17 protein-coding genes are annotated in these 26,536 nt (G+C 65.4%); 8 read left to right on the forward strand and 9 right to left on the reverse strand.

The window, feature by feature from the left end:
- The first annotated feature begins 578 nt into the window (after nt 1-578).
- The 4 genes from M8J71_RS03165 (at nt 579) to M8J71_RS03180 (ending at nt 6,211) form a co-directional block, all read left to right on the forward strand.
- The gene (locus M8J71_RS03165; protein WP_009358243.1) at nt 579-866 is read left to right on the forward strand and encodes an HU family DNA-binding protein; all 288 of its coding nucleotides are present in this window, start codon (nt 579-581) and stop codon (nt 864-866) included.
- 114 nt (nt 867-980) lie between these two features.
- Nucleotides 981-3,140, forward strand: coding sequence for a cytochrome c oxidase assembly protein (locus M8J71_RS03170; RefSeq protein ID WP_256246562.1), 2,160 nt, complete (start codon nt 981-983; stop codon nt 3,138-3,140).
- Nucleotides 3,140-5,161: an NHL domain-containing thioredoxin family protein gene (locus tag M8J71_RS03175; RefSeq protein ID WP_256246563.1), complete on the forward strand. Its 2,022-nt coding sequence runs from the start codon at nt 3,140-3,142 to the stop codon at nt 5,159-5,161. Before M8J71_RS03170 ends, M8J71_RS03175 begins: the two co-directional genes overlap by 1 nt.
- A gap of 228 nt (nt 5,162-5,389) precedes the next feature.
- Entirely contained in the window at nt 5,390-6,211 is an 822-nt protein-coding gene (locus tag M8J71_RS03180) for an endonuclease domain-containing protein (RefSeq protein WP_256246564.1), read from the forward strand.
- Between the two features lie 151 nt (nt 6,212-6,362).
- Here the strand turns inward: M8J71_RS03180 and M8J71_RS03185 are convergent, their stop codons facing one another.
- From M8J71_RS03185 to M8J71_RS03220, 8 genes are all read right to left on the reverse strand, one after another.
- A complete protein-coding gene (locus M8J71_RS03185) occupies nt 6,363-7,355 on the reverse strand; it encodes a hypothetical protein (RefSeq protein WP_256246753.1) in 993 nt (330 codons plus the stop codon).
- A 71-nt stretch (nt 7,356-7,426) separates the two neighbouring features.
- Nucleotides 7,427-9,166 carry a helicase HerA-like domain-containing protein gene (locus M8J71_RS03190; protein WP_256246565.1) on the reverse strand — a complete coding sequence of 580 codons (1,740 nt, stop codon included), beginning with the start codon at nt 9,164-9,166 and terminating at the stop codon, nt 7,427-7,429.
- 51 nt (nt 9,167-9,217) lie between these two features.
- Entirely contained in the window at nt 9,218-10,822 is a 1,605-nt protein-coding gene (locus M8J71_RS03195; RefSeq protein ID WP_256246566.1) for an APC family permease, read from the reverse strand.
- Between the two features lie 135 nt (nt 10,823-10,957).
- Nucleotides 10,958-12,598, reverse strand: coding sequence for a GMC family oxidoreductase (locus M8J71_RS03200; RefSeq protein ID WP_256246567.1), 1,641 nt, complete (start codon nt 12,596-12,598; stop codon nt 10,958-10,960).
- Complete coding sequence (locus tag M8J71_RS03205; protein ID WP_256246754.1) at nt 12,599-14,089, reverse strand: aldehyde dehydrogenase family protein; 1,491 nt, start codon at nt 14,087-14,089, stop codon at nt 12,599-12,601.
- Between the two features lie 366 nt (nt 14,090-14,455).
- The gene (locus M8J71_RS03210; RefSeq protein ID WP_256246568.1) at nt 14,456-15,052 is read right to left on the reverse strand and encodes a TetR/AcrR family transcriptional regulator; all 597 of its coding nucleotides are present in this window, start codon (nt 15,050-15,052) and stop codon (nt 14,456-14,458) included.
- 73 nt (nt 15,053-15,125) lie between these two features.
- On the reverse strand, nt 15,126-16,184 hold the full coding sequence (locus M8J71_RS03215) for an LLM class flavin-dependent oxidoreductase (RefSeq protein WP_256246569.1): 1,059 nt from the start codon (nt 16,182-16,184) through the stop codon (nt 15,126-15,128).
- Between the two features lie 191 nt (nt 16,185-16,375).
- Nucleotides 16,376-17,359: an ABC transporter substrate-binding protein gene (locus M8J71_RS03220; protein WP_256246570.1), complete on the reverse strand. Its 984-nt coding sequence runs from the start codon at nt 17,357-17,359 to the stop codon at nt 16,376-16,378.
- Between the two features lie 327 nt (nt 17,360-17,686).
- Here M8J71_RS03220 and M8J71_RS03225 point away from each other — a divergent pair, with 327 nt between their 5' ends.
- Nucleotides 17,687-20,029: a chromosome segregation ATPase gene (locus M8J71_RS03225; protein ID WP_256246571.1), complete on the forward strand. Its 2,343-nt coding sequence runs from the start codon at nt 17,687-17,689 to the stop codon at nt 20,027-20,029.
- A 99-nt stretch (nt 20,030-20,128) separates the two neighbouring features.
- Here the strand turns inward: M8J71_RS03225 and M8J71_RS03230 are convergent, their stop codons facing one another.
- Nucleotides 20,129-21,001 (reverse strand): aldo/keto reductase, encoded by an 873-nt coding sequence (locus tag M8J71_RS03230; RefSeq protein WP_256246572.1) that lies wholly within the window; start codon nt 20,999-21,001, stop codon nt 20,129-20,131.
- Between the two features lie 142 nt (nt 21,002-21,143).
- On the opposite strand from M8J71_RS03230, the gene M8J71_RS03235 reads away from it, so the two are divergent.
- The 3 genes from M8J71_RS03235 to M8J71_RS03245 all read left to right on the forward strand — a co-directional run bounded on the left by M8J71_RS03235 (nt 21,144) and on the right by M8J71_RS03245 (nt 26,536).
- A complete protein-coding gene (locus M8J71_RS03235; RefSeq protein WP_256246573.1) occupies nt 21,144-22,133 on the forward strand; it encodes an LLM class flavin-dependent oxidoreductase in 990 nt (329 codons plus the stop codon).
- A gap of 213 nt (nt 22,134-22,346) precedes the next feature.
- On the forward strand, nt 22,347-24,977 hold the full coding sequence (locus tag M8J71_RS03240; RefSeq protein WP_256246574.1) for a trehalase-like domain-containing protein: 2,631 nt from the start codon (nt 22,347-22,349) through the stop codon (nt 24,975-24,977).
- Between the two features lie 77 nt (nt 24,978-25,054).
- Nucleotides 25,055-26,536 (forward strand): MFS transporter, encoded by a 1,482-nt coding sequence (locus tag M8J71_RS03245; protein WP_256246575.1) that lies wholly within the window; start codon nt 25,055-25,057, stop codon nt 26,534-26,536.

A 26,536-nucleotide genomic window follows, 5' to 3' on the forward strand; every position in this document is an offset into this window, starting at 1 on the left:
CACCCGGGAGGGTGTGGGAGAGTAGGTCACCGCCGGACAACCATTACGAGCAGGGCCCTGACAAACGACGTCAGGGCCCTGCCGCATTTAACACACAAACACCGCGGCACGAGGCCAGGACCCGCTCCCACTTAACGCGGGCTTCCCCCGGGTCCCTCTCTCACCCCTCCACGGGTAAAGGCCCAGCCGGCACCATCCCGAACCAGCCGCCGTCGAACGCCCCCCTCACACCGAAGAGCAACACCTGGAACACCCCGCCAACCGAGCGAGCGTCACCCAAAAGGCCACATCAACTGAGAGAGCGTCCGACGAAAACCCGCAGGAGGTGGTGGGGCGTCGCCCGGGACCTGCAGGAGGTGATGGGGCGTCGCCCAAAAACCCGCAGGGAGTGAGAGAGCGTCCGCTACGGGCTCAATGGTGGCCGAAAACCCTCAAGAATCTGGTGATTAACCTCAAAAAGTCGCGGAAACACGCGGAATTTGCGGAACGGGAGGGCCCAAGCTGGTAAGTTTTCGAACAGTGGCTTGTGCGCACGCCGCGTTCAGGCTCCAGAATCATGACCGTCCAGGAGGACATAAATGGCTAAGAACCGTAGTGAACTTGTTGCAGAGGTAGCGGGCAAGGCCGGCACCAGCCAGGCAGCCGTCAACTCCGTCCTCGACGCACTGTTCGAGGTTTTCGAGACTTCTGTCGCCGCGGGCGAGAAGATCACCATCCCGGGTTGGCTCGCCGTCGAGCGCACGGACCGTGCAGCACGCACGGGCCGCAACCCCCAGACCGGCGAGACCATCCAGATCGCCGCCGGCCACAGCGTCAAGCTGACCGCCGGCTCCAAGCTGAAGGCTGCGGTCTCCAACAAGAAGTAGGCTTTTCCTCCGGCATCAGGCCGGCGTGGCTAAAGGGGCGGCAACCACCTGGTTGCCGCCCCTTTAGCTTTAAGCCGATTCGCGGCCCGGGCAAGGGTATCGGACAATGGACAGGTGCCTTCTGCCGCAAAACCCCAATCCACAACAACCCAGCCCACTCCCGGCAAGGGAGTCCCTGGGCAGGCCGGCAACTCCCTGGGCCTCTCGGCGCCATGGCAGCTGGCAGGACTGGCGGCACTCTTCCTCGGCCTGGCAGCCGCGCTAGTTTTTTCCGGCGCGGCCGTTGCCCGTGAGGTTTCGGACCCCGGCGCACTGGTCCGTTGGGGCCTGCCCATCAGCAAAGCTCTTCACAACGTCTCGGTGGCCACGGTCATCGGCGGCCTGATCTTCGCCGTCGGCATCCTGCCCAAGAACCTCGGGCTGCGCAGCAGGGACCGGGACGCCGGCCGCGATGATGAGGCCCCCGAACATCCGGCGTTCACCCGCGCGCTAGCGGTTGCAGCAGTTGCAGGGGCTCTCTGGACCCTGTCCGCAATCGCCGTCCTGGTGCTCACCTATTCGGACGTTGCCGGGCAAGCGGTGTCGGGCGACGCCCAGTTCACGCAGGCTCTGGTCTACTTCGTGACGGACATCGAAACGGGCCGGGCCTGGCTCGCCGTCACCATCATTGCCGCTGTGGTGACCACCGCCCTTTTCGGCGTCAGGTCCCTCGGTGGGTTGGCCCTAACCCTGATACTGGCACTCATCGGCCTGGTCCCGACGGCCCTGATCGGGCACTCCTCGAGCTCCTCGGACCACGAAGGCGCTACCAGCTCCCTTGGCCTGCACGTGGTGGGCGTCAGTACGTGGGTGGGTGGCATCGTCATGCTGGCGCTGCTGTCCGGGATCCTGACAGGGCGCAAAGCCGGCGCCACGGCGGACATCACCGAATCGACGCTCCGCCGGTTCTCCTCCCTTGCGGGCTTCGCTTTCGTGCTCGTCTTCGCCTCCGGCATCATCAACGCCAGCATCCGCATCACCAACTGGGGCGACCTCTTCGGATCCTCCTACGGCCAGCTGATCCTGGCCAAGTCGGCTGCAACGCTGGTCCTGGGCGGGATCGGCCTGATGCACCGGCAGTGGGTGATCCCGCAGCTGAACCGCAAGGGCGCCACTATGTCCTCGCGAAGGGTCCTCTGGCAACTGGTCCTGGCTGAATTCCTGGTGATGGGCGCTACCTCCGGCGTGGCCGTGGCCTTGGGCCGCTCGGCACCGCCCCAGACCACCACGTTCGCACCCGACGCAACACCGGCATTTATCCTTACCGGCTACGAACTCCCCCCGGAGCTAACGCCTGCGCGCTGGCTCACCGAGTGGCGGCTGGACTGGCTGTGGATCGCCGTGGCGCTGTTCGGGCTGGTCGCCTACTTCCTGGGTGTGGCCAAGATCTACCGCCGGGGCGACAAGTGGCAGTGGTTCCGGTCTGTGAACTGGGTGATCGGCCTGCTGGTGCTCACCTACATCACGTCCGGCCCGCCGTCGGTCTATGGCCGCATACTCTTCTCGGCACACATGGTGGACCACATGGCGCTGACCATGGTGGCCCCCATTTTCCTTGTCCTCGGCGCACCGGTGACACTTGCCCTGCGCGCCTTGCCTCCCCGCGGTGACGGCTCGCGCGGTCCACGGGAGTGGTTGCTGGTGTTTGTGCACTCCAGGTTCTCGCAGGTGGTCACGCATCCACTTTTCGCCGCCGCCAACTTTGCCGGTTCAATCGTCCTGTTCTACTACTCGGACCTGTTCGGCTTCGCCATGCGGGAGCACGTGGGCCATGAACTGATGATCGTGCACTTCCTGCTCACGGGATACATCTTCATCCTGAGCATGATCGGCTCCGACCCGCTGCCGCGCCGGGCGCCGTACCCCATGCGCCTGTTGCTGCTGCTGGCCACCATGGGCTTCCACGCCTTCTTCGGCGTCGCCATCATGGGCGGCACCAACCTGCTGGCCGCTGACTACTTCGGCAACCTGGGCAGGGCCTGGGGACAGTCAGCACTGCTGGACCAGCAGACCGGAGGCGCGGTGGCCTGGGGCATCGGCGAGGTGCCCACGCTCCTGGTGGCCATCGGCGTGGCCATCATGTGGTCAAGGTCCGACCAGCGGGAGACCAAACGCGTGGACCGGGCGGCGGACAGGAATAACGACGCCGATCTCACCGCTTACAACGATATGTTTGCCAAATTGGCTGAACGCGACGCCAGGCTGGCCGAACGAAACAAGCTGGAAGGACGCTGATGAGCGAAACCGTACGCACCCACCTCCGGGTCCGAGCCTCCGAACTGGTGGGCCGTAACTGGTTGAACACCGGAGGGAAATCGCTGGACCTCGAAGCCCTCCGCGGCAAGATCGTGCTGCTGGACTTCTGGACCTTCTGCTGCATCAACTGCCTTCACGTCCTGGACGAACTGCGGCCGCTGGAGGAGCAGTATTCCGACGTCCTGGTGACTGTGGGCGTCCACTCGCCCAAGTTCGAGCACGAGGCAGACCCAGTGGCCCTGGCCGCCGCCGTGGAGCGCTACGAGATCCACCACCCGGTCCTGGACGACCCGGAACTGGACACCTGGAAGGCGTACACCGCCCGCGCCTGGCCCACCCTGGTGGTCATCGACCCTGAGGGCTACATCGTGGCGCACCTTTCCGGTGAAGGCCACGCGGACGGACTCGCGGTGCTGATCCCCGAGCTCATCGCCGAACACGAAGCCAAGGGGACGCTGCACCGCGGCTCAGGCCCGTACGTGGCCCCTGAGCCCACCTCGGGAACGCTGCGTTTCCCAGGCAAGGCACTCTTCCTGCCCGCCGGACGGGGTTCAGCTTCACAGGGAACGGACGACGGCGGCAGTGCGGCGGGTGCCGCAACTCCCAACGGTGCCGCGAAGGGCTCCTGGCTGGTCACCGACACAGGGCACCACCGCCTGGTGGAACTGGACACGGATTTCCACACTGTCCTGGGCACCTACGGCTCCGGCACCAAGGGTTACGCTGACGGCCCCGCCGCGGGTGAGGCTGCCGCCGCCCAGTTCAATGAGCCCCAGGGCCTGGTCCTGCTGCCGGAGGACGTGGCAGCCAAGGTGGGTTACGACGTCGTGATTGCGGATTCCGTGAACCACCGGCTCCGCGGGCTCTCACTGCAGGACGGGAAGGCGACCACACTCGTGGGCAACGGCATCCAGCGCCTGCTGGAGACCGGCCCGGCCCGCGTTGACGAGGATGCCGCCGGATTTACCGGCCGCCTGAGCGAGCACCCGCTTGAGGTCTCCCTGAGCTCGCCGTGGGACCTCGTCTGGTCCAGCAAGCTCAACGCCGTGGTGATCGCCATGGCCGGCACCCACCAGATCTTCAGCTTCGACCCCGTGTCAGGCGAAGTGGACATCATTGCGGGCAACGGACTTGAAGGCCTGCTGGACGGCCCGGCCCATGAGGCCTGGTTCGCCCAGCCCTCCGGCCTCGCCGAAGACGCGGCCGGCAACATCTGGGTGGCTGATTCCGAAACGTCCGCGCTCCGAAAGCTCGTGATCGACGACGACGGCGCCATCACCGTTGAATCTGCCGTAGGCAAGGGCCTGTTCGACTTCGGTTTCCGCGACGGTGCCGCTGGGGAAGCCCGCCTCCAGCACCCGCTGGGCGTCACGGTGCTGCCGGACGGTTCTGTGGCCATCGCCGATACCTACAACGGTGCTGTCCGCCGCTACGACCCCAGCACGGGGACCGTCTCGACGCTGGCACGCGGGCTCCTGGAGCCCTCGGACGTGATTGTGGACCACACGCAGTCGGCCGGCTCGGAGCCGCTGTTGGTTGTGGTGGAGGCCAACCAGCATCAGTTGGTGTACGTGCCCATCCCCAAGGAAGCCCAGCAGGTGGACGAGGGCGCGTCGCAGACGCACCGGCCGAAGAGCCCGGTGGCGCCTGGCCCGCTCGAGCTGACCGTTCGCTTCACTGCCCCCACCGGGCAGAAGCTGGATGACCGCTGGGGCGATCCCACCCAGCTGAAGATCTCCTCCACTCCGCCTGAGCTGCTGGTGTCCGGCGGCGGAACGTCAGTGGGGCTGCTGCGGACCCTTGAGTTGTCCGCAGACGTCCCCGAGGGCATCCTGCATATCACCGCCCGCGCGGCGGCCTGTGACGGCCCGGAAACTGAGGACGGCGAAATCCCGGACCACGCAGCCTGCCACCTCTACCAGCAGGACTGGGGCATCCCGGTGATACTGCAGGCCGACGGCGACACCGAGCTGGTACTCGACCTTCGCGGCATGGACTGACGCGCCGCCGTCGTACTGTGAGCGCAAGAGGCTGCCGCCCGTGACGTAAGAGTCAGGGGCTGCAGCCTTTTTTGCGTGGCCGCATTTCACTGAGCCTTGACTCTGCAGGGTTTGGCGGCGGCACGGGCCACAAAAGCGTGCCCGGCGTGACCGCGTTGGCCCACAGGGATGTCCACATAGCGCGGCTGGCCGCTGCCGGGCGCTCCGGAAAATAGCCACTATGGCCCCATGGACGTCTCAAAAGCCCTGGAACGCTGCGGCGGGGCTGCCCGCCGGCCGGCACTCACCTGGCTTGGCGTGGATGATGCAGCCCTTCGCCGTGCGGTGCGTGGCGGGGTCCTGCAGCCGGAGCGTGGACTCTATGCGCTTCCGACGGCGTCTCCGGAGTTGGTTGCGGTACTGCGGAACCGCGAGCTGCTGACCTGCTCAAGCGCTGCATCACACCACAGCCTCTGGTGCCTGTCGTCTGCCGGCCCCCGCCACGTGTATCACCGGAGGCACGCAGCGGTCAGCGGCGAGGCCGTCCACCATGCCGGACTGCTGCTGCCGCCCTCCCAGCTTCGTCCCGTAGCGGCGCTCGCCGACGTGTTGATCCATGCCTTGCGTTGCCTGCCCCTCGCGGAATCCTTGGTCATGGTCGAAAGTGCTGTCTCCAGGGGTGACATGACTGTTGAGTTCCTCCGACAGCGGCTGCCGGGCCGCCGAAACGGGAAGGCACGGGCCGTCCTGGACTGGGTGGACCGGGGCGCCGACTCCCTCCTCGAGACCTTGGCGCGGACCTATTTTCGGCAGGCTGGTATCAGCGTCCAGCCTCAGGCTTATCTGGAACGGGTGGGGTACGTCGATCTTCTGCTGGACGGCTGGCTGGTGGTGGAGCTGGATGGCAGGCACCATGCTGACTGGAAGCAGGTGAAGAAAGACCACCGGCGGAACAATGAGTCCGTGCTCCAGGGGTACACGGCGCTCCGGTACTACTACTCAGACGTGGTGTACTCGCCGCAGTCCATGGTGAATGAGGTTTTGGCGGTGCTCCGGCGGCGCCGGCGGTAGCTGGCTGCGCATCACTGGGAGCACGGTTTTGAGGCCGCCGAAACCACGAACCCCTGATCCCTGGGGGCGGGCTCCATGCCGCAGGCTGAAAGCGTGCCCTGCGTGACACTTTGCCCAGGCGACCAAACAGGGCCGGCGTGGCGGGAAACCCCTAGAAGCTCAGCATCGGCGTGACTTTGATGGTGTCCCCGGAGACGTCCAGTCGGGTGGTGAAGCTGAAGTCCACCTCTTCGTCGAGCGGGTACCAGGCGCCGGTGAACAGGTTCTGCTGGAGCGCTTCCACCTTCGCCTTGCCGTCCAGTGGCGCCACCACCCAGCGGCCGTCGAACGGCTCGATGGCCACGTTGGGATACTCAGTGACGGACCACTTGATGGTGCCGTCCTGGACCCGGTTGTTGCTGGCGAAGTAGAAGGGACAGTCCGGCTGGAGCTTCTGCTCCTTGACTGCCTGGGCCGCACAGCCGTCCAGGAATTCCTTGACCTTTGCCGCCACGTCCGTCTTCAGTTCGTCCGTGGCCTGGGTCAGCAGGTTGAGCGGTGCCACCGGGACATCGCGGGCGGTCACGGTGGCACGGGTGGCAGGCGCGGAGAAGTACTCCCCGTTCACCGTGGCCTCATATTCGCCCGGGTAGAAAACGGCGAAGGAGCCGCGGCCGTTCGGCATGTTGACGTCCACGCCGTTGACGGTGGCCTCGCTGGCGTTGACCACGGTGACATCGACGGTGGGCAGCCGGGACGGGACAAATGCCCACGTGTTGAAGAAGATCCACTTGGTTCCGGTCTTCTGCAGCAGGAACTCGGTGCGGAGGCGGCTGCCGTCGATGGTGTATTCCAGGGGCACCATCACCTGGCTGCCTGGCCGCTCCTCGGCGTCTCCGATGTTCACATTGGCCAGGCGGGACGCGGCGGTCTGCAGGGCCGTTCCGTCGAGCATTGCAGCGTTGCTGGGCGGCACCGTTGCCCGCAGCAGCCCCAGCGCTCTGCCGCCGTCACCGCTCTGCAAGGCATCCAGATACTCGCGCACGGGCTGCTGCGGACTGGCCACAGTATCGTTCACGAGGTTCACGGCAACGATGGCACCGGCGACAGCAAGCATGAGGCCCAGCAGCCATCCGGCCGCGATCCTCACCAACGCTTGACTCATCTGCACGTTCATACGTTACCTGCCATGCGCCCGACGGCGGCAGTTGAGTCAGCGCACTGCGGCGGCTGCGGTCAGCGGCGGCGCCGGGACGACGTGCCAAACACGCCACGCAACAGCTCACGTCCAAGCTGCGTTCCAATGGACCGGGCCATGCTTTTCAGCCCGCCGCCAAGTGCGCCGCCGAGGACACCGCCGAGGTCGCCCATCGCGCCGCCGCCGGACTCCTGCCGGGTAGTCCGCGGGACATCAGCAGGGGCGCGGCGGCCGCTGCTCCTGGTGGGTGCGGGCCGGCTGCTGGGCCGGCCCAGGATCTCCTCTTCGATCCGCCGCGCCTCGGCATCGACGTCGGCGGCGCCACCGGGAACACCGCCGGTAGCGCCGGCACCGTGACCGTCGGCACCGCCGCCGGTGCCGGGAACGGGAGGTTCGCCGGGCGCAGCCGGGCCGGTGGGAGCCGCCGCCTTGCCGGTGAGCTTCTCATAGGCCGAGGGGTTGTCTACGGCGGTTCCATACTTTGCCAGCAAAGACGACCCTGCCACCGTGCTCCTCACCAGGGCCTCGTCACTGGGGCCCATCACGGATTCCGGGGCGCGCAGCCGGGTATGGGCCACGGGAGTGGGCGCACCCTTCTCGTTCATAACCGTGATCACGGCTTCGCCGATTCCTGCGGACGTCAGGGTCTCTTCGAGGTCGTAGTCGCTCATCGGGAAGGTGGAGACCGTCGCCTTGAGCGCCTTGGCGTCCTCCGGCGTGAACGCCCGAAGGGCATGCTGCACGCGGTTGGCCAGCTGGCCGAGGACTTCAGCCGGCACGTCCTTGGGCGTCTGGGTGACGAAGAAGATGCCAACCCCCTTGGACCGGATAAGCCGGACGGTGGTGGTGATGGCGTCCAGGAACGCCTTGGACGCATCGTTGAAGAGGAGGTGTGCCTCGTCGAGGAAGAATACGAGTTTGGGTTTGTCCAGGTCGCCGGCTTCGGGCAGGTCCTCAAAGAGGTCGGCCAGCAGCCACATCAGGAAGGTCGAGAACAGCATGGGCTTGGTCTGCAGGGTAGGCAGTTCCAGGCATGTGACCACGCCGCGGCCGTCCGGGGCGGTCCGCAGCAGTTCGGCGGTATCGAATTCCGGTTCGCCGAAGAACTTCTCCAAGCCCTGGGCCTCCAGGTTCACCAGTTCCCGCAGGATGACGCCCGCCGTGGCTTTGGACAACCCGCCCAGCTCCTCCAGCTGGTCCTTGCCCTCCGGCGACGTCAGGAACTGAATGACCGCCCTGAGGTCCTTCAGGTCGATCAGCTCCAGGCCGTTCTTGTCCGCAAAATAGAACACCAGCTGCAGGCTGGACTCCTGGGTGTCGTTCAGCTCCATGATGCGCGAGAGCAGGATGGGGCCGAACGACGTGACCGTGGCCCTGACCGGGACACCGTTGCCCTCACCGCCCAGCGCGAGGAACTCCACAGGGAAAGTCCTGCCCTGCCAGGCCTGGCCGATGCTCTCGGTGCGTGCCGCAAGTTTTTCGCTGCCCGTGGCGGCCGTGGCGAGGCCCGAGAGGTCGCCCTTGATGTCCGCCAGGAAGACGGGGACCCCCGCGGCGGACAGCTGCTCGGCCATCATGTGGAGCGTGACGGTTTTGCCCGTGCCGGTGGCGCCTGCCACCAGGCCATGCCGGTTCATCATGGCCAGCGGCAGGCGGACCTGCGCCTCCTTGTGGAGTTCGCCGTCAACGATGGCGGCGCCGAGTTCGATGGCTGCCCCTTCCAGCGTGTACCCCTTCTGGATGGTGGCAAGCTTCTCTGCTGTGGTTTTGTTGGCCATGCCGCTAGCTTAGCGGTGGGCCCGGCCCGGCCGGCGGAGGGAGCTGCAGCTCTAAGGGACTTTGACCTCCGCCACGTACGTTTCTGCCGGCGCGGCCGGCAGGGTTGCGGGGCCGGACGAGGGGTGTGCGGCCACGGCCGCGGCGTGTTCGGCCAGCACGCCCGTCTGGTGGCGGATCTTCAGGCGGTACAGCAGGGCCCCGCCTCCTGTCACCGCGGCTACGAAGATCACGCCGCCCCACTGTAGGTACCACTCGAACGGCGGCACCGAGTTGTAGATCTCCGGGCGGGGCCATACGAGGTTCAGGGTCATGGCGCCGCCCCACAGGACCGCGAGGATGTTCACAGGCAGTCCCCACTTGCCCAAGCTGAAGCCGGGCTCGGAGCTGTCGTCGGCGAGCGGCCACTTCCTTAGGAGCCGGTTGCGCAGCAGCGGAACCGTGACCAACAGGTAAGACAGGTAAATCAGGACAATGCTGATGCTCGACAGGATCGTGAAAATCGCCGGCTGCATGACATTGACCAGCAGCGGGAGGACGGCCAGGACGCCGATCACGATAGCCGCGACAGTAGGGGTCCGGCGTTCCGGATCCACTTTGCTGAGCTGCCGGCTGAACGGCAGGTTGTTGTCCCGGGCCATTGCAAACATCATGCGGATAGCGGCAGCGTGGACGGACAGGGTGCAGACCACCACTGCCACCACGATGCACGCCAGGAAAGCCTTGCCGAAAGGCCCGCCCAGGACGGAGAGCACAATGTGCTGCAGGCCGCCGTCGGCAGCTCCCAGCTTGGGATCGCCAAGGTCCGGCGCGGCCAGGATGCCGAAGAGCAGGATCAGGCCGCCCAGCAGGAAGGAGGCCGTGACGGCCCGCAGGATGGCCTTGGGTGCGGTGCGTTTCGGGTCCTTCGTTTCCTCCCCGAGGGAACTGGCGGTGTCGAAGCCATACATGACGTAGCCGGAAGCCATGGCGCCGATCAGGAAAACACCGAAGAAGCCGAGATCGTGTCCTTCCCCGAAGCCCGCGGTGTCAAAGAAAACCTCGGGACCCCGCACCACATGCCAGCCCAGTGCGAGGATCAACAGAACCGCCGCAATCAGCTCCACGAAGACGCCGATGCTGTTGATCCTGGTCATCAGCTTCACGCCGAACGCGTTGATGAGCGTGGAAATGGTGATCATGATGGTGGCCAGCACAACACCGTTCATGGCGAAGTCATAGGGGCCGGTGCCGTCACCGACCAGCTGGAAACCGGACCAAAGCTGCGGCAGCGTGAGCTGCAGTGCAAGTGCCACCGATCCCAGCGCCACGATGGAGGACAGCATCAGCAGCCAGCCGGCAAGCCAGGCCGAGGTTCCGGTGGCGAGGCGCTTCGCCCAGTTGTACACCGATCCGGCCACGGGGTAGCGGCCCGCGAGTTCGGCAAAACACAACGCCACCATCAGCTGGCCCACGAAGACGATGGGCCAGGACCACGCGTAGGCAGGGCCGGCCATTGAAAAACCGAAGTAGAACAGTTGAAAAACACCGGTGAGGATGGAGATGTAGCTGACGCCTGCGGCGAAACTGGCAAACTTGCCGATGCTCCGGTCCAGGGTCTGGGTGTAGCCGAACTCGTCCATGCCGCTTGAATCAATACTCTTGCTGGGTTCCAACATTTGGACTCCTCAATCAGAAAAGCACGATGGTGATGACCGGCCGCCCCGTGGGCGGGGAACGGCAGGGAAACGTCAATGGCCTGGCGCCACCCTTGTGAATGGCTGGCCGTTTCGCCCGTGGCCAGGGACTGGCACTCAGGCGAGGGACGCGCTGAGCTCCCGTCCCGCCGTCGTAATGATCCCGGTCCGGCTGGCGCGGATGAGATCCGCGCAGCGTTCGCCGATCATCATGACGGTGATGTTGGGGTTGACGGTGACGTGTTCCGGCATGACGGAGGCATCGGCCACCCGCAGGCCGGTGACTCCCTTGACCCGCAGCTCGGGATCGAGCGGCGAGAGGTCGTCGTGGACGGGCCCCATCCGCACGGTGCCCACCGGGTGGTAAACCGTGTTGTGCGTCTTGCGGATGTAATCCTGCAGTTCCTCGTCGGTCTGCGCCTCGATGCCCGGCGAAAGCTCGCGCCCGGTCCACTGGGCCATGGCAGGCTGGGCAGCGATTTCGCGGGCCTTGCGGATCCCGGCCAACATGACCCGCATGTCGTGCCCCTCGGGGTCGGTGAAGTAGCGCGGGTCCACCATAGGCTTGTCGCGGAAGTCCCGGCTGCGCAGCCGGACGGTGCCACGGGAGCGGGCATGCGTGACGTTCGGGGTGAGGCTGAACCCGTTTTCCGTGGTGGGGTAGCCGTGCCGCAGCGTGTTCATGTCGAAGGGGACGGAACCGTAGTGCATCATCAGGTCCGGGCGGTCCAGGCCGTCCTCGGTGGGGGTGAAGATGCCGATCTCCCACCACTGCGTGGAGGTTTGCACCATCGGCTGCCGGGCCTCGAACTGCACCACGCCTTCGGGGTGGTCCTGCAGGTGCTCGCCCACGCCGGGGGAGTCCACCAGGACGTCGATGCCTTGTCCGGCGAGGTGCGCTGCGGGGCCGATGCCGGAGAGCATCAGCAGCTTGGGCGAGTCGATGGCGCCGGTGGAGAGGATGACCTCGCGGTGCGCGGAGAGCCGGTGGGTACGGCCGAACGCCGAGTCCACGACGTCAACGCCCGTGCAGCGTTTGTCGGCGTCGAACACCAGCTGGCGGGCGCGAAGGCCGGTCAGCAGTGTGAAGTTCCGACGCTCGATGATCGGGTGGATGTAGGAGACCGAGCTGGAGGAACGGGTGCCGTCCGCGCGGCGGTTGATCTGGAAAAAGTTGGCACCGTTGACCACCGTGGTTCCGGTGTTGAATTTCGCCCGGGGAATGCCGGCCTGCTCGCAGGCGTCCAGGAGCGCGACGCCGGCGGGATCCACCGGGGGCACGTTCATCAGGTGCACGGGGCCCGAGTCGCCGTGGTGCGGCGCGTCCGGGCCGGCGTCCTCATTGGTTTCCAGCCGCTGGTAGAGAGGCCAGGCAGCATCGGCGTTCCATCCGGTGGCGCCGTACTTGGACTCCCACTCGTCCAGGTCTTCGCGGGGGGCCCAGAAAGCGATACAGGAGTTGTGGCTGGAGCAGCCACCCATGACTTTTGCGCGGGCGTGGCGCATAAAGGAGTTGCCGTTCTCCTGCGGTTCCACCGGGTAGTCCCAGTCGTAGCCGGATTCGAGCAGCTCCATCCAGCGGTCAAGCTGCAGGATCTCAGGGATGTTGCGGTCGTCCGGCCCGGCCTCCACCAGCGCCACGGTCACCTCCGGGTCCTCGCTCAGCCGGGCTGCGACTGCCGCACCCGCGGATCCGCCGCCAACGACGATGTAGTCGAACCCGCGCTCGCTGAGGTCCTCGATGTTGTCGAAGTGCATCTAGTTCTCCTTGCCGTGGTCCGCGAACCAGCCAGTCACCTGGGGGCTGGTGTTCTGGTAAATGTGCTTGGCTTCCTGGTATTCGGCCAGGCCGGTCGGGCCGAGCTCACGGCCGACGCCGGACTGGCCGAAACCGCCCCACTCGGCCTGCGGGAGGTAGGGGTGGTAGTCATTGATCCAGACCGTGCCGTGCCGAAGCCGGGATGCCACACGCTGCGCTTTGCCGGCATCCTGTGTCCAGACTGCGCCGGCCAGTCCGTAGATGGTGTCGTTGGCAGTGGCCACGGCCTCGTCTTCCGTCCGGAAGGTTTCCACGGTCACCACCGGGCCGAAAGCCTCGTCCACCACGACGGACATTCCCCTTTGGACGCGGTCCAGGACGGTCGGCTGGTAGTAGAAGCCGCCGTCGAACGTCTCTCCTGTGGGCGCCGCGCCGCCGCACCGCAGCCGCGCGCCTTCCTGGATGCCGCGCTGGACGTAGGAGTGAACTTTGTCCCGATGCGCCGCGGAGATGAGCGGCCCGGTTTCGGCAGCCTCGTCGAACGGTCCGCCGAGCCGGATGTCCTGCGCCCGGCGGACCAGCTCATCGACGAAGCGTTCGGCGATCGATTCCTCCACCACCAGCCGCGCCCCGGCTGAGCAGACCTGCCCGGAGTGGACAAACGCCCCGTTCAGGGCGTTGTCGACGGCGGCGTCGAAGTCCGCGTCCGCGAACACCACGTTGGGGTTCTTGCCGCCGAGCTCCAGCGCCACCTTTTTCACGGTGCCGGCTGCGGCCGCGGCGATGCGTTTGCCGGTTTCCAGTCCGCCGGTGAAGGAAACCAGGTCGACGTCGGGGTGTTCCGAGAGCGGTGCGCCCGCCTCCGCGCCGGGCCCCGTCACGAGGTTGGCGACGCCGTCCGGCAGGCCGACATCCTTCAGCAGCTGCATCGCCAGGATGGCCGTGGAAGGGGTCAGTTCTGAGGGCTTGAGCACGAAGGTGCAGCCGGCGGCCAGCGCGGGTGCGATTTTCCAGGCGGCCTGCAATAGGGGGTAGTTCCATGGAGTGATCAGGCCGCAGACGCCGACGGGTTCGTAGACGATTTTGCTGGCGACGGCGGGGTCCCCGGCATCCACCACGCGGCCCGACTGCTGGCCGGCGAGCCTGCCGAAGTATTCGAAGCAGGCGGCGATGTCGTCCATGTCGATGCGGCTTTCGGTCATCCGCTTTCCGGTGTCCAGTGATTCGGCGCGGGCGAACTTTTCCCGGCGTTCGTGCAGTTCCGCGGCCACCTTGAGCAGGAAGGTTCCGCGCTCCGGAGCCGGGACGCTCGACCAGATTCCGGAATCGAAGGCCGTTCGGGCTGCCGCAATGGCACGCCCGGTATCTTCCCGGCCGGCCTCGGACACTGTTGCGGCCAGCTCGCCGTCGGCGGGGTTGCGGATTTCGCGTACAGCGCCGGATGCGGCCGACTCCCACACGCCGTTGATGAAAAGGGTGGCTGCTGTAATGGTCACGATTGTCTCCTTGGTGGTAAGTCGCAGGGGCCTTGCGGCAGCGTGCAGCGCGGGTCGTGGTCTGTTGCCGCGGGTGCCGTGTGGCATCCCAGCTCTGTGCTGCTGAAGTATCTCCGCTGTACGGAACCGGCGCACCGATTCCGCCATGACGGCGTCGGGCGTTTACCGGGGAACGGCGTGAGGAACGGAAACCCGGGGGTTGAGGGCGACGCCGCGGGTTGGTGTGGCGTAAGTCATAAAAGGAGAGTAGGGCATGTTGAACGCTTGTTCAATACTTTTCTTGAACAAGCGTTCAATGTTACCGAGGCCTCCGGACGGCCTATGGCTGGTGCTCCGGAAGCCCGGCGCGCTGGCTGTGGCCTATTGGTCCCGTGGCGGGGCGAACGCGATCTGTTCGGTGCGGGCAATACTTCTTTGGATGGCTGCCTTGTCTATGCCAAGAAGGGCGGTGAGCCACATGCCGTTTTGTACAACGACGATGTCGGCTGCCCGTTCCCTGCATTGCTCCCACGGAAGCCCGGGGACGGCGTTGGACACCAGTGAAGCGAGTCCGTCGAGGTACCGGTCAAAAGCTGCGGCATTGATCTCTGCATAGTCCTCATCGGCTTGCGCGAGGGCCCAAAGGTGCAGGCGCAGGGACAGGTACCGTGTGGTCAGCAGTTCGGCGCCCGCAACCCGCCGCAGGGCCTTGCGCAACTGTTCCTCCGGGGCCGACGAGGGGTCTGGTGCCACGAGTTTCAGGTCGTGCTCGTCTACCCGGTGCAGGGCTGCCCGGATCAGGCTGGTCTTGTCGTCGTAGTAATAGTTCACCAGCCCCAGCGCGACGCCGGCTTCGCGGGCCACAGCGCGCATGCTCACGCCTGAGATACCGTGGCGGGACAGCAGATCGAGGGCAGCCTCGAGGATGCGCGACTGCCTGTCCACCTGTTCGCCGGAGTTCACGGTATTTGTCCCCATCTGGCCAGACTATGGCCAAACCTGCCAGGCGTGCACTTTCAGGGTGGGTGGAAGGGTGGATTGGTCTTGGCGGTTACGGTGAGTCTTGCCCAACCTCCGCCGGGGCCCATCCCAGGGCGGGGCCCAGTTTGCCGGCGATGTCGGTGAGGATCTGGACGTAGTCCTCGTGATCAAAGCTAAAGGGGAGGGCGAACGCCACCTCATCCACTTCCTGGAATCCTGCGTGTGCGTAGAGCTGCTCGGCGATCTCATCGCTGGTGCCGATGAGATCGGGGGCGAACATCATGCCTTTTGGCCCCTGCGGCGCCCGTGTGCGGGGAGTGCGTTCATCGACGTACCGCTGGTACTTCTTCCGCTGTCCCGGTGACGCTGAATCGGTGGGGATGACCACCAGGCCCTGCGACACCCGGGCCGGTCCATGTGCTTGGGCTGACGTTGCGGCGGCCTCACGGAAGGCGCGAATCTGCGATTGCTGAACGCGGGCAAAGTCCGGTTCCTGATCCGCTTCGGGGAAGATCACACTGCTGGAGAGCAGATTGAAACCGTTCGCCCCGGCCCAGGCGGCCGACTTCCTGCTGCCTGCCCCATACCAAAGGCGATTCCGCAGGCCGGGAGAGTGCGGCTCGATGCGGTTGGAGAATTCCTCGACCACACCCTGCCGGCCCGAAAAGTCCCGCACCCTTTCCCCTGCGATCAGGCGTGCAAGGCGGTCCACGCGGGTGTAGCTGAAGTCCTCCAGCCCGGAGGTGTCCGGGTACAGCTCGTGCTTCACCGTGTCGTAGTGCATCGGTTCCCCCACGCTCAGCCCTGGATTGATTCGTCCCTTGGCGAGCAGGTCCACGGTGGCGAGGTCTTCGGCCAGACGCAGTGGGTTCTCCCAGCCCAGCGGGGTGACAGCGGTTCCAAGCTCAATCCGGGAGGTGCGCTGGCTGGCGGCGGCCATCACTGGAATGGGTGAGGAGATTCCGAACTGCAGATGGCGGTGGCGCAGCCACGCACTGTCGAATCCAAGCCGCTCGCCACGTTCGATAATCTGCAAAGTGGACTCGTGGCCGGCGGCAGGATCTGCCGGATCGAACAGGCCAATAGTGAGGAATCCTAGCTTGCGCAAGGGGCGTGTGGGGTGGGGCATGGGGCTCCTTCAGCATTTGGGGGCGGCTCCTTCTCAGAATATGCGCCCTGGCGTGGATGGTCTTCGGGCAATGAGGGCCGGGGCCAGCCCGGCGGCTTGCCCGGCCGGCGGCTGCTCGACGCTCCGGCGGGAACGTGAAGGATCCCCGCCTCGCTGAAGCAAGGCGGGGATCCATTCGTCGGCAGGCTTCCCTACTTTTTGGGCAGGCCTGCCGGGTTCAGTTCGGACTTCTGGATGGCCTCTGATGAGAGGCCCCAGCGGTCCAGGATCTTGCTGTAGGTGCCGTTTTCAATCAGCTCATTCAGTGCAGCCTGCGCTGCAACCGCCAGGCCGTTGTCCTTCTTGGTGGTGAAGGCGATTTGCGCGGTCAGCGGCCACCCGCCGTTGAGCGTGCCCACCTGCTTGCTTTTGCCGTCCAGCGCGGCCTTGTAGGCAGACCCGGCATTGGGTGCGAACGTCAGGTCCGTGCGGCCGGACTGCAGGGCCAGCGTGGAGGCGGAGTCGTCGTCGTAATACTGGAACTCGACCGGCTTCAGGCCGTTCTTCTTGTTCTCCTCGTCCCAGCGCACCAGGATGGCTTCCTGGTTTGTGCCGGAACCAACGATGACGCGCTTGCCCGCAACATCCTTGGCCTCTTTGATCTCGCCGATGTCCGAATCGCTTCTCGCGTAGAACCCCAGAAGGTCGTTCCGGTAGGTAGCGAAGTCGAACTTTTCCTTGCGGGCTTCGGTGACCGTCACGTTGGACAGCACGGCTTCGTACTTCGCGGACTCAATGCCCAGGGGCCAGTCGGCCCAAGCCACGGGAAGGACCTCGACCTCCAGGCCCAGCGTCTCGCCCACCGCGTAAGCGATGTCCACCTCGCTGCCGATCAGGGTCTTGTTGTCCGTGGCAAAGGTGCTGAGCGGGGCCGTGCCGCCAGTGCTGGCAACCGTGAGCTTGCCATCGGCTTTGATGGCATCGGGAACCAGTGCGGCGGCTTCGGAATCGACGGAAACCTTGAAGCGGTCCTGCTCCGGGGACAGGTTGAAGGTCTTGCCTGCCGCCGTGGTGGAGGATCCCGACGTCGGTGTTGTCGCCGCCGTCGCGCCGGGGTCGGAGCACGCCGCCAGCCCCAGGAGCGCGGTGACGGTGAGGGCGACGGCGGCAGCCGGTTTCGCCTTGGTGATGGCCATTTGTCCTCCTTGGACGTGGATGTCGGATGCAACGGAGTGTGCACGTTTGCAGCCACTATCCGGCAGCCCGAGCAGGGGAATCAAAGGCGCTGAAACCCGGAGATACGGGGAGTAACGGCAGGTCACGGGAGGACCGCGGCGGTCACATTCGAAAACGACTTACTGGGTGAAACCAAGTAGCGGCGCTCAGGAGCATTCCCAGTAAACGAGTACTTAAGGAGCAAAGACAGGTGGGGGATTACGCGTGTGCCCGTGGGGTCCCGGCACCTACGGTTGGCTGAGGCAGCGGCCAGGGTTGGCCGCTTTTAGGTCTCAACAGGAGCTCACATGCGCACTGCAGCGTCAAAGTCTGTCCTCTCACGCCGTCTCGCGGCAGCCGTCGTCCTTCCGGGCCTGCTGGCCACCAGCCTGGTGCTGGTGCAGCCCGCGGTTGCAGCAGGAACAACGTCCAATTCTTCGGTCTGCAGTGGCGTGGTGAACCAGTTGGCGCACCGGGGAGCCGTGCAGGAGAACCTGCTGAAGAATGCGGCGAAGAGGAACGCCGACGCCGTTGCCAAGCTGACGGCAGAGCGGGAGGCTTTGAAGGCTCAGGCGACCGACCTGCAGAGCCAGATCAGCACTGCGAATGACGGCATCGCAACGTTGGAAGCCGCCAATCTCGCGCTGGATAAGGATATTGCGGCTGCCAGTAACGAGTTGGCCAACTTGGAGATGCAGCAGAGCGACAAGGCTGAAGCTGTGACTGCCGCCGAGGCTGCCCTCGCCACAGCCCAGGGTCAGAAGACGGATGTAGAAAACCAGCTCGCGCCCTTGCAGGAGGAACTCGAAGAGGCGCAGGCCGCTGCTGCTGATCTCCAAATCGCAGCTGATGAGGTGGACGCAGACCTGGACGCCAACAGGAAGGCGGCCGCTGCAGCGAAGGCCGAGCTCGAGTTGTCGGTAACCGCAGCTGACAAGGCAGCAATCGATTTGTCTGACAAGGACGCCGAGATAAAGACCGCCGAGTCCGAACTCGCCACACTGACTAAGCAGGCGCAGGATGCAGCTGAAGCGGTTCGCGTTGCCTCAGAAGCCGTGGCTGCCGCTGAGGAAGAGCTTCGGACCTTGGAAGCTGCAGGTACGACCGCCGAGGTTGCCCTCAAGAATCAGCTGGCTGCAGTGGCGGCTGCCAATGAAACCCTGCAGTATCTTCAGGAGGATTCGATCGGTGCCAATGCTGTCGTCATGGCGAAGGAAGCGCTGATTACCACCGCGAAGGTTGAGTTGACTAGCCTCCAAGGTTCGGCAACAAAGGCAGCCGAAACTCTAACTGCCAAGACAGCCGCCGTGACCGCGGCTGAAACCGATTTGGTGAAGCTCCAGGCTGATGCTGCCACTGCTGCCAAGATTGTGAGCGACAACAGCGCTGCTATTGCCGCGCTAGGAACACAGCTCACTAGTCTGCAGTCACAACTCACCACCGCCACCGACAACCTGACCGCCAAGCAGGTGGAGCTGAAGAAGGCCAAGGACGAACTGGCGGGGCTGAACTCCTCCAATGTTGCCCTTACGGGCGAGATTGCTGAGCTCACGAAGCAGATCGACGCGATCAACAACAACGGCAATGGTGGGGGCAAGAAGGCTCTCGAAGCAGCGCGGACGGCAAAGCAGGCCGAACTGGTCACCGTCAACAACCAGATTACGGCCAAGAACGCGGCAATCGCTCTCCTGCAGGGTGACCTCAAAACGCTCCAGACGCAGGTTGACGGGCTGAACTCGCAGCTCTCTGCCAAACAGAACGAAAGCAGCGCGCTTCAGCAGCAAGCTGCGCCGCTGCAGGCCGTGCTTACGGCGGCAAACGCTGCCGTTACTGCCAAGGAAGCGAATATCGCCGCGCTGAAGGCGGAAGTCCCCACGCTTGAGGCTGCCGTGACTCAGGCGGACGCTGCGATTACTACTAAGCGGGCCGAACTTACCATTCTGCAGCACGAACTGCTGGGGCTTCAGGATGCGGCTACGGTCGCCGCCAACTATGTGGCTGCACAAGAAAAAGTGATATCCGATCTCGAAGCGCCTTTGCAGGGGCTGGAAGGGGACGTGACAGCAGCCCAGGCAAATATCATGAACCAGAAGACCAGCTTGGATACTCTCAGGTCCGCCTTGAACGACGCACAGCAGACGCAGGAGGATGCAATTGCTGCCGTGGAAGCGAAGAAGATCGTGCTTGCAGACCTTCAGGACCAACTCCCGGCTCTCCAGAAGTCCGTTGAGGATGCCAACAAAGCCGTGGCGGGACAAACCAGTGAGGTTGAGTCGCTCAACACGATTGGCGAGAGCATCTCGGCGGAGCTGGCCAAGATCAACGCCCAGATCACCACCAAGGAAGGGGAGGTCCTGACACTACAGAACCTGGTGAGCCCACTACTAGGCCAGCTGAACCAGCTCAATGACGAAATCAGCGTGGCTGAAGCAAAGCTCTTGTCCCTGCAGGGGCAGCTGACGACGCTGGACGGGCAGGTTACAGCCGCCCAGACGAAACTTCGGGATCTCCAGGCCCAAAAAAAGCAGAACACGGACTCCATCAAGGCACAAAGGGACGTGGTAACCGGGCTTCAGGCGAAGTTTGCGGAGATCCAGAACCAAATCTCGGCGATCGATCCGACTATCAGGAACGGCGGCTGCGCGGTCTAACCAGTAGCCGAACGCCGCGTCCGCAAGGAAGTGGCCCGGTCAACAGACCGGGCCACTTCTAAGTCAGCATCAGAGGGTGGGAGAGCTCCCCTGCGGGACTTACTGGCCTGCGGCTTCGAGTTCCGCGTAGGTATCGTCGTCGAGTGTGATGCCCGCAGCGGCCATGTTCTCCTCAAGGTGCTTCACGGAGCCAGTGCCGGGAATGGGCATCATCACGGGGGAGCGCCGCAGCAGCCAGGCCAGTGCCACCTGTGAGGTGGTGGCACCCAGCCGCTTCGCGGCCTCGTCCAGCGGCCCGCCGGGCTGCGCAAGCTCGCCCGCCGAGATGGGCGCCCAGGGGATAAAGCCGATCCCGTTCTCCTCCGAGTACCGCAGCACATCCTCGGAGCTCCGGTCCGTGAGGTTGTAGCGGTTCTGGACAGTGGAAACGGTGAAATGCTTGCCGGCCGCTTCCAGTTCCTCCACGCTGACCTGCGAGAGGCCCAGCGCCCGGACCTTGCCCTCGTCCTGGAGTTCGCGGAGCACGCCAAACTGCTCTTCAGCATCCACCTTGGGATCGATCCGGTGCAGCTGCAGCAGGTCCAAAGTGTCCACCTTAAGCCTTCGCAGGCTTAGTTCGGTCTGCTGGCGCAGGTATTCCGGCCGGCCAACGGGGATCCACCTGCCCGGGCCCGTCCGCGTGAAGCCCACCTTCGTGGCAATCTTCAGCCCTTCCTTGTACGGGTGCAGCGCCTCGGCCAGGATTTCCTCGCTGATGTTCGGCCCGTAAGAGTCTGCGGTATCGATGAAGTCCACTCCGAGTTCGACGGCGCGGCGCACCACGTCCACGGCCGTGCGGCGGTCAGCGGGCTCGCCCCAGACGCCGTCGCCCACGATGCGCATGGCACCGAAGCCGAGCCGGTGCACGCTCCCGAGGTCCTTCAGGTCAATGGTTGCGGACAGTTCCAACTGGTTCGTTGTCTCTAGGCTCATAGGGGCGGCAACCTCATCAGCATGCTGAGTATTCCGAACGTCACAGAAATAAGCCAGCCCCCGCCGTCGTTATGCCTTGAGTGCCGCCGCGACCCGGCCGGCACGTCCCTGCGAAAACGTTTTTGAAAGGCCGGCACCTACCGTGACTCTTCCCCTCTCCATCCTTGACCTGGCAACCATCGGCAAGGGCCAGACGGCGGCAGAGAGTTTCGCGGGCAGCGTTGCCATGGCTCAAAGCGCCGAGAAACTTGGCTACCGGCGGATCTGGTACGCCGAGCACCACAACATGTCCTCCATCGCCTCCTCCGCCACCAGCGTGCTGATCGCCCATGTTGCCGCGAACACCGAAAGCATCCGGCTCGGCGCCGGCGGCGTGATGCTGCCCAACCACTCGCCGCTGACCATCGCCGAGCAGTTCGGCACTTTGGAAACCCTCCATCCGGGCCGGATCGACCTGGGCCTGGGCCGCGCTCCGGGCAGCGACCAGAACACCATGCGCGCTCTGCGCCGTGACCTGATGTCCGCGGACAGCTTCCCACAGGACGTCCTGGAGCTGCAGGGCTACCTCACCGGACCCACCCGGATCCAGGGCGTGGAAGCCACCCCGGGCAAGGGCACCAACGTCCCGCTCTACATTTTGGGATCCTCCCTGTTCGGCGCGCGGCTGGCTGCCCAGCTGGGGTTGCCGTACGCGTTCGCCTCCCACTTTGCGCCCAACGCGCTGCAGGACGCCGTAGCTCTCTACCGGCGCGAGTTCAAGCCCTCGGCACAGCTGGATGCTCCGCACGTGATCGCCGGCGTGAACGTGATTGCCGCTGATTCAGCCTCTGAGGCGCAGACGATGCTGCAGGAGACCAAGCGCGCCAGGGTTTCCCTTTTCTTCGGCGGTGGCCGCGAATTCACCGACGACGAAGCGGACATGATCCTCGACTCGCCCCAGGGACAGCACGTCTCGCAGATGATGACCTACTCCGCGGTGGGTACGCCCGACGTCGTGATGGACTACCTGGACGAATTTGGCAGGCATGCCGACGCCGACGAACTCATCGTGGCGCACCAGAGCACGGGCACCGAGGCGCGGTTGCGTTCGGTGGAACTCCTTGCTGAAGTGGCGGGCCTGGCCCGGGTGTAGCAGCTGGCGGCGGTCCGCCGCCGGACTTTTCCACATACGCAGTGCTTTTACACATACGCAATGATGGGGACTTTTGGGGGAAACCGGCCGGGCGGACGATGAGGAGTGCCCCTTCCGAGGTTCCGGTGGACCTACGGGGAGGGGCACCACCCGATAGCCGTGGGCCATCCTTCGGCTGCCTTTCCGGGTGCGTCCTGCCTAAGGGGTGCACGAATGGCGATGCCGTTGAACCAGAGCGTGGCGGACTCCGCGCTGCTCACCCGGTCCCTTCCGCTGGGGCTGCTGCGATCCTTTGTCCGCTCCGACACGGCCGACGACGGGCTGACGCCCACCCTGATGGCGGAACTCAAGGTCCTCGCCCGGGTTCCGGGGCTGCTCGTGGCCTGCAATTACGGCGGAACGCTGTGCGATGCCGAGGGGATCTCCACCGAAACCCTCCCGCTGGGCAGCGCCGCGATCGCCCTGCGCGCCCTGGCTGCGCTGCCCAACACCCATGCCGCCGTCATCTCCGGCCGCTCCCTCCGTGACCTGGCGGCCGTGTCCCGCCTGCCCGCGGAGGTGCACCTCATCGGCTCGCATGGCGCGGAATCGGACATGGAATTTGCCCACGTCCAGCCCCTGGCCGCGGAAGCGGTCCTGCAGAAAGTCAGTGCAGCAGTCACCGAGGCGGTGGGCTTCCACAAGGGAGTCTGGATCGAGCGAAAGCCTGTGGCCGTTTCGATCCACACCCGTCCCGCCGCCGCAGCGGTGGTGGAGGCGGTCACGGAAACCGCCCGCGAGATTGCCAGTGAGCACGGGCTGTTCTTCATCGTGGACGGGTCGGTCCTGGACCTCTCCGTCGTGGAACCTTCCAAGGCCGGGGCGCTGGAAAATCTCCGGTCGCGGCTTGGCGCCAGTGCTGCCATGTACGCCGGGGACGCGTACAGCGACGAGCTTGCCATCGCCACATTGCGGGGGCCTGACATGGGCCTGCGGGTAGGACCGGGGGATACCGGCGCTGCACACCGGCTGCGCGACCCGGAGTGCTTTGCCCGTGTGCTTGCCATCCTGTTTGAACTGCGCCGGGCGTGGCTGTTCGGCGAGGACGCCGTGGGGCTTGAACGGCATTCGATGATCGGGAACGGATCGTCCACAGCCCTGGTCACCCCTGACGCCCGGATCTGCTGGATGAGCCATCCGCTCCCTGACTCCGGATCGCTCTTTGCCCACATCCTTGGCGGCGACGCGGCGGGACACTTTTCTGTCGAGCCAGTCAAGGCCTCGCAGGTGCTGGGCCAGCGTTACGTGGACAGCACCATGATCGTGGAGACCCGCTGGGCCGATGTCACGGTCACGGACTACCTGGAGCCGGCCCCCGAAGGCATCACCAGCCTTGTCCGCGTGCTCTCCGGAAGCGGTGCGGCGAGGATCGTGTTTGCGCCTCGCCCGGACTACGCCAACGCTCCCTTCAGCATGGAGGCGCGCGGCGACGGGCTGCACGTGGTGGGGACCTCCGACCCCATCATTCTTTTCGCCCCGGGCGTGACGTTTGCCATTGCCTCGGATGGGCGGCATGGCACGGCCACAGCCGCCGTCAACCTGCAGGACGGCCCAGTGGTGCTCAACCTGAGGTGTGGTGACACGGAGCATCAACCTGTGGACCCCGGCGGCGAAACCGAGCGACGGTCCGGCGTGGCACTCCACTCGCGCAGCTGGGTGCAGCGCCTGGACCTGCCCAGCGTCAAGCCATCCCTGGTGCGCCGGTCCGCCCTGGTCCTCCGCGCACTGGTGCACGAGCCCACCGGCGCGGTGCTGGCTGCACCCACCACATCGTTGCCGGAAGGCATTGGCGGCACCCGCAACTGGGACTACCGGTACTGCTGGCTCCGGGACGGCTCCATGACGGTCAACGCGCTGGTGGACCTTGGTTCCACACAGGAAGCAGTAGGTTTCCTGGACTGGCTCGGGCGGATCCTGGAGCACGCCCCCGGCCCGGAGTGGCTGCATCCCCTCTACTCGGTCACCGGCGCGCCGCTCTCCACAGAGGCGGTCATCGACAGCCTCCCCGGCTATGCCGGCTCCCGGCCTGTCCGGATCGGCAATGCCGCCGACCACCAGGTCCAGCTGGACGTGTTCGGCCCCATCGCGGAACTGATCTACGCTCTCAGCGAGAGGGAAGCGGCCCTGACCGACGGCCACTGGGAACTGATGGTCCAGATGGCCTCGGCAGTGCTGGCCCGCTGGCAGGAACCGGACCACGGCATCTGGGAGGCCCGGAGGGCTCCCCGGCACCACGTGTACACCAAAGTGATGTGCTGGGTGACCCTTGACCGAGCGCTGCGGACCGCCGCCCGGCACGGCCGCATGCCCGAACCGTCCTGGGAGGCCACGGCCACCGCCATCCGGGAAGAGGTGCTGACGGAAGGCTGGGACGAGTCCGCATCCTCCTACACCGTGGCCTACGACAGCCCCGACCTGGATGCCGCCGTCCTGCACATCGGGCTCTCAGGCCTGCTCGATGTCACAGACCAGCGCTTCCTGGACACGGTGACGGCCGTGGAACGGGAGCTGCGGGTGGGACCCACAGTGTTCCGGTACAGGTACGACGACGGCCTGCCGGGTTTGGAGGGCGGGTTCCACATCTGCACCACCTGGCTGATCGAGGCGTACGTCGCGGTGGGAAGGATTGAGGAGGCCTGGGACCTGTTCGACCAGTTGGTGAACCTCTTCGGCCCCACGGGGTTGCTGCCGGAGGAATACGACCCCGGCACGGAAACCCACTTGGGGAACCACCCGCAGGCATACTCGCACCTGGGTTTCATCCGCTGTGCCCGGCTCCTGGACGGGCACCAACACCGAAGGTAGTCGCGGTTCCGCTTCGGTCCCTAGAGTGGAGTTATCAGGGAACAGGGAACAGGGAAACAGGGACCGAAACGAGACATATGACCACGCGAGCCCAAGGAGTGGGGTTCCGTTCAGAGCGGGGCCCCATTCTCATGGCACTGATGCTGTCCACCGGATTGGTGGCCATCGATTCCACCATCGTTGCCACCGCAGTCCCGTCGATTGTTCGCGACGTGGGCGGCTTCGAATCCTTCCCCTGGCTCTTTTCTGCGTACCTGCTGGCCCAGGCCGTCTCGGTGCCCATCTACGGAAAGCTTTCGGACATGGTTGGCCGCAAGCCGATCATCCTGGCGGGCATCGGGCTGTTCCTGCTCGGTTCAATCCTTTGCGGGATCGCCTGGAGCATGCCCGCCCTGATTGCTTTCCGGGCGCTGCAAGGCCTCGGGGCGGGAGCCGTGCTGCCGGTGTCCATCACCATCGCCGGTGATATCTACTCAGTTGAGGAGCGGGCCAAAGTCCAGGGCTACCTCGCCAGTGTGTGGGCGGTCTCTTCGGTGGTGGGTCCCAGTTTGGGCGGTATCTTCTCCTCGCTGGGGATCTGGCGCGGCATCTTCCTGGTCAACGTTCCGCTGTGCCTGCTGGCAGGGTGGATGCTGCTCCGGACCCTGCACGAAAACGTCGAGCGCGCCAAGCACCGCGTGGACTACGCCGGCGCTGCGCTGCTGGCAGGCTCGCTCACCCTGCTGATCCTTGGCGCCCTCCAGGGCGGACAGGCATGGGAGTGGGACTCGCCGGCTGGTATCGGCGTCTTCGCCGTGGGAGCCGCCCTCCTGGTCCTGTTCCTCCTGGTGGAGCGGCGGGCCGCGGAGCCAGTACTGCCAACCTGGGTGGTGTCGCGGCGCCTGCTGGGTACCACTGCACTGGTGTCCTTCGGCGTCGGAGCAGTCATGATCGGACTGACCTCGTATGTGCCCACGTTCCTCGAAGGGGCCCTGTCCACCTCGCCGTTGATTGCCGGCCTGGCGCTCGCGGCGCTGACCCTCGGCTGGCCGATCAGCGCCTCGCAGGCAGGGCGGCTCTACCTGCGGATCGGGTTCAAACCCACAGCCCTGATCGGAATTGCCGTCACAGTGGCGGGCCTTCTGGTCCTTGCCCTGACGTCGGCCACTCCCAACGTGGCGCTGATCGCCACCAGCTGCTTCGTTGTCGGACTCGGCCTTGGGCTGGTGGCCACCCCGACCCTTATCGCTGCCCAGTCCAGCGTGGAATGGAATGAGCGCGGCGTCGTGACGAGCACCAATATGTTCGCCCGGTCCATTGGCAGCGCCCTCGGCGTGGCCGTATTCGGCGCGATTGCGAACTCGGTGTACGCAACCACGGCAGGAGGCACCGGTGACGCGCCCGCCGTCGTCGCCGCTTCAGGCGCCGTTTTCCTGGCGGCGCTCGCCGCAGGTCTCCTCACCGTGGCGGCGGTGCTGGCAATGCCCGCGGTCAAGGCGAACGCCGGAAAGCAGGCCGCGGGGAAGCCGGCCGACGCCGAGCCGGTCGCCAGCGGGGTAGAGGACGGCAAGGAGCGCTAA

It is taken from the genome of Pseudarthrobacter sp. R1 (genome assembly GCF_024494415.1).
Taxonomy (GTDB): Bacteria; Actinomycetota; Actinomycetes; order Actinomycetales; family Micrococcaceae; genus Arthrobacter.

Coding starts and splice junctions, on each gene's coding strand:
- M8J71_RS03165 (WP_009358243.1), top strand. CDS start 579: ATGGCTAAGAACCGTAGTGAACTTGTTGCAGAGGTAGCGGGCAAGGCC.
- M8J71_RS03175 (WP_256246563.1), top strand. CDS start 3,140: ATGAGCGAAACCGTACGCACCCACCTCCGGGTCCGAGCCTCCGAACTG.
- M8J71_RS03180 (WP_256246564.1), top strand. CDS start 5,390: ATGGACGTCTCAAAAGCCCTGGAACGCTGCGGCGGGGCTGCCCGCCGG.
- M8J71_RS03185 (WP_256246753.1), bottom strand. CDS start 7,355: ATGAGTCAAGCGTTGGTGAGGATCGCGGCCGGATGGCTGCTGGGCCTC.
- M8J71_RS03190 (WP_256246565.1), bottom strand. CDS start 9,166: ATGGCCAACAAAACCACAGCAGAGAAGCTTGCCACCATCCAGAAGGGG.
- M8J71_RS03195 (WP_256246566.1), bottom strand. CDS start 10,822: ATGTTGGAACCCAGCAAGAGTATTGATTCAAGCGGCATGGACGAGTTC.
- M8J71_RS03200 (WP_256246567.1), bottom strand. CDS start 12,598: ATGCACTTCGACAACATCGAGGACCTCAGCGAGCGCGGGTTCGACTAC.
- M8J71_RS03210 (WP_256246568.1), bottom strand. CDS start 15,052: ATGGGGACAAATACCGTGAACTCCGGCGAACAGGTGGACAGGCAGTCG.
- M8J71_RS03215 (WP_256246569.1), bottom strand. CDS start 16,184: ATGCCCCACCCCACACGCCCCTTGCGCAAGCTAGGATTCCTCACTATT.
- M8J71_RS03220 (WP_256246570.1), bottom strand. CDS start 17,359: ATGGCCATCACCAAGGCGAAACCGGCTGCCGCCGTCGCCCTCACCGTC.
- M8J71_RS03225 (WP_256246571.1), top strand. CDS start 17,687: ATGCGCACTGCAGCGTCAAAGTCTGTCCTCTCACGCCGTCTCGCGGCA.
- M8J71_RS03230 (WP_256246572.1), bottom strand. CDS start 21,001: ATGAGCCTAGAGACAACGAACCAGTTGGAACTGTCCGCAACCATTGAC.
- M8J71_RS03240 (WP_256246574.1), top strand. CDS start 22,347: ATGGCGATGCCGTTGAACCAGAGCGTGGCGGACTCCGCGCTGCTCACC.
- M8J71_RS03245 (WP_256246575.1), top strand. CDS start 25,055: ATGACCACGCGAGCCCAAGGAGTGGGGTTCCGTTCAGAGCGGGGCCCC.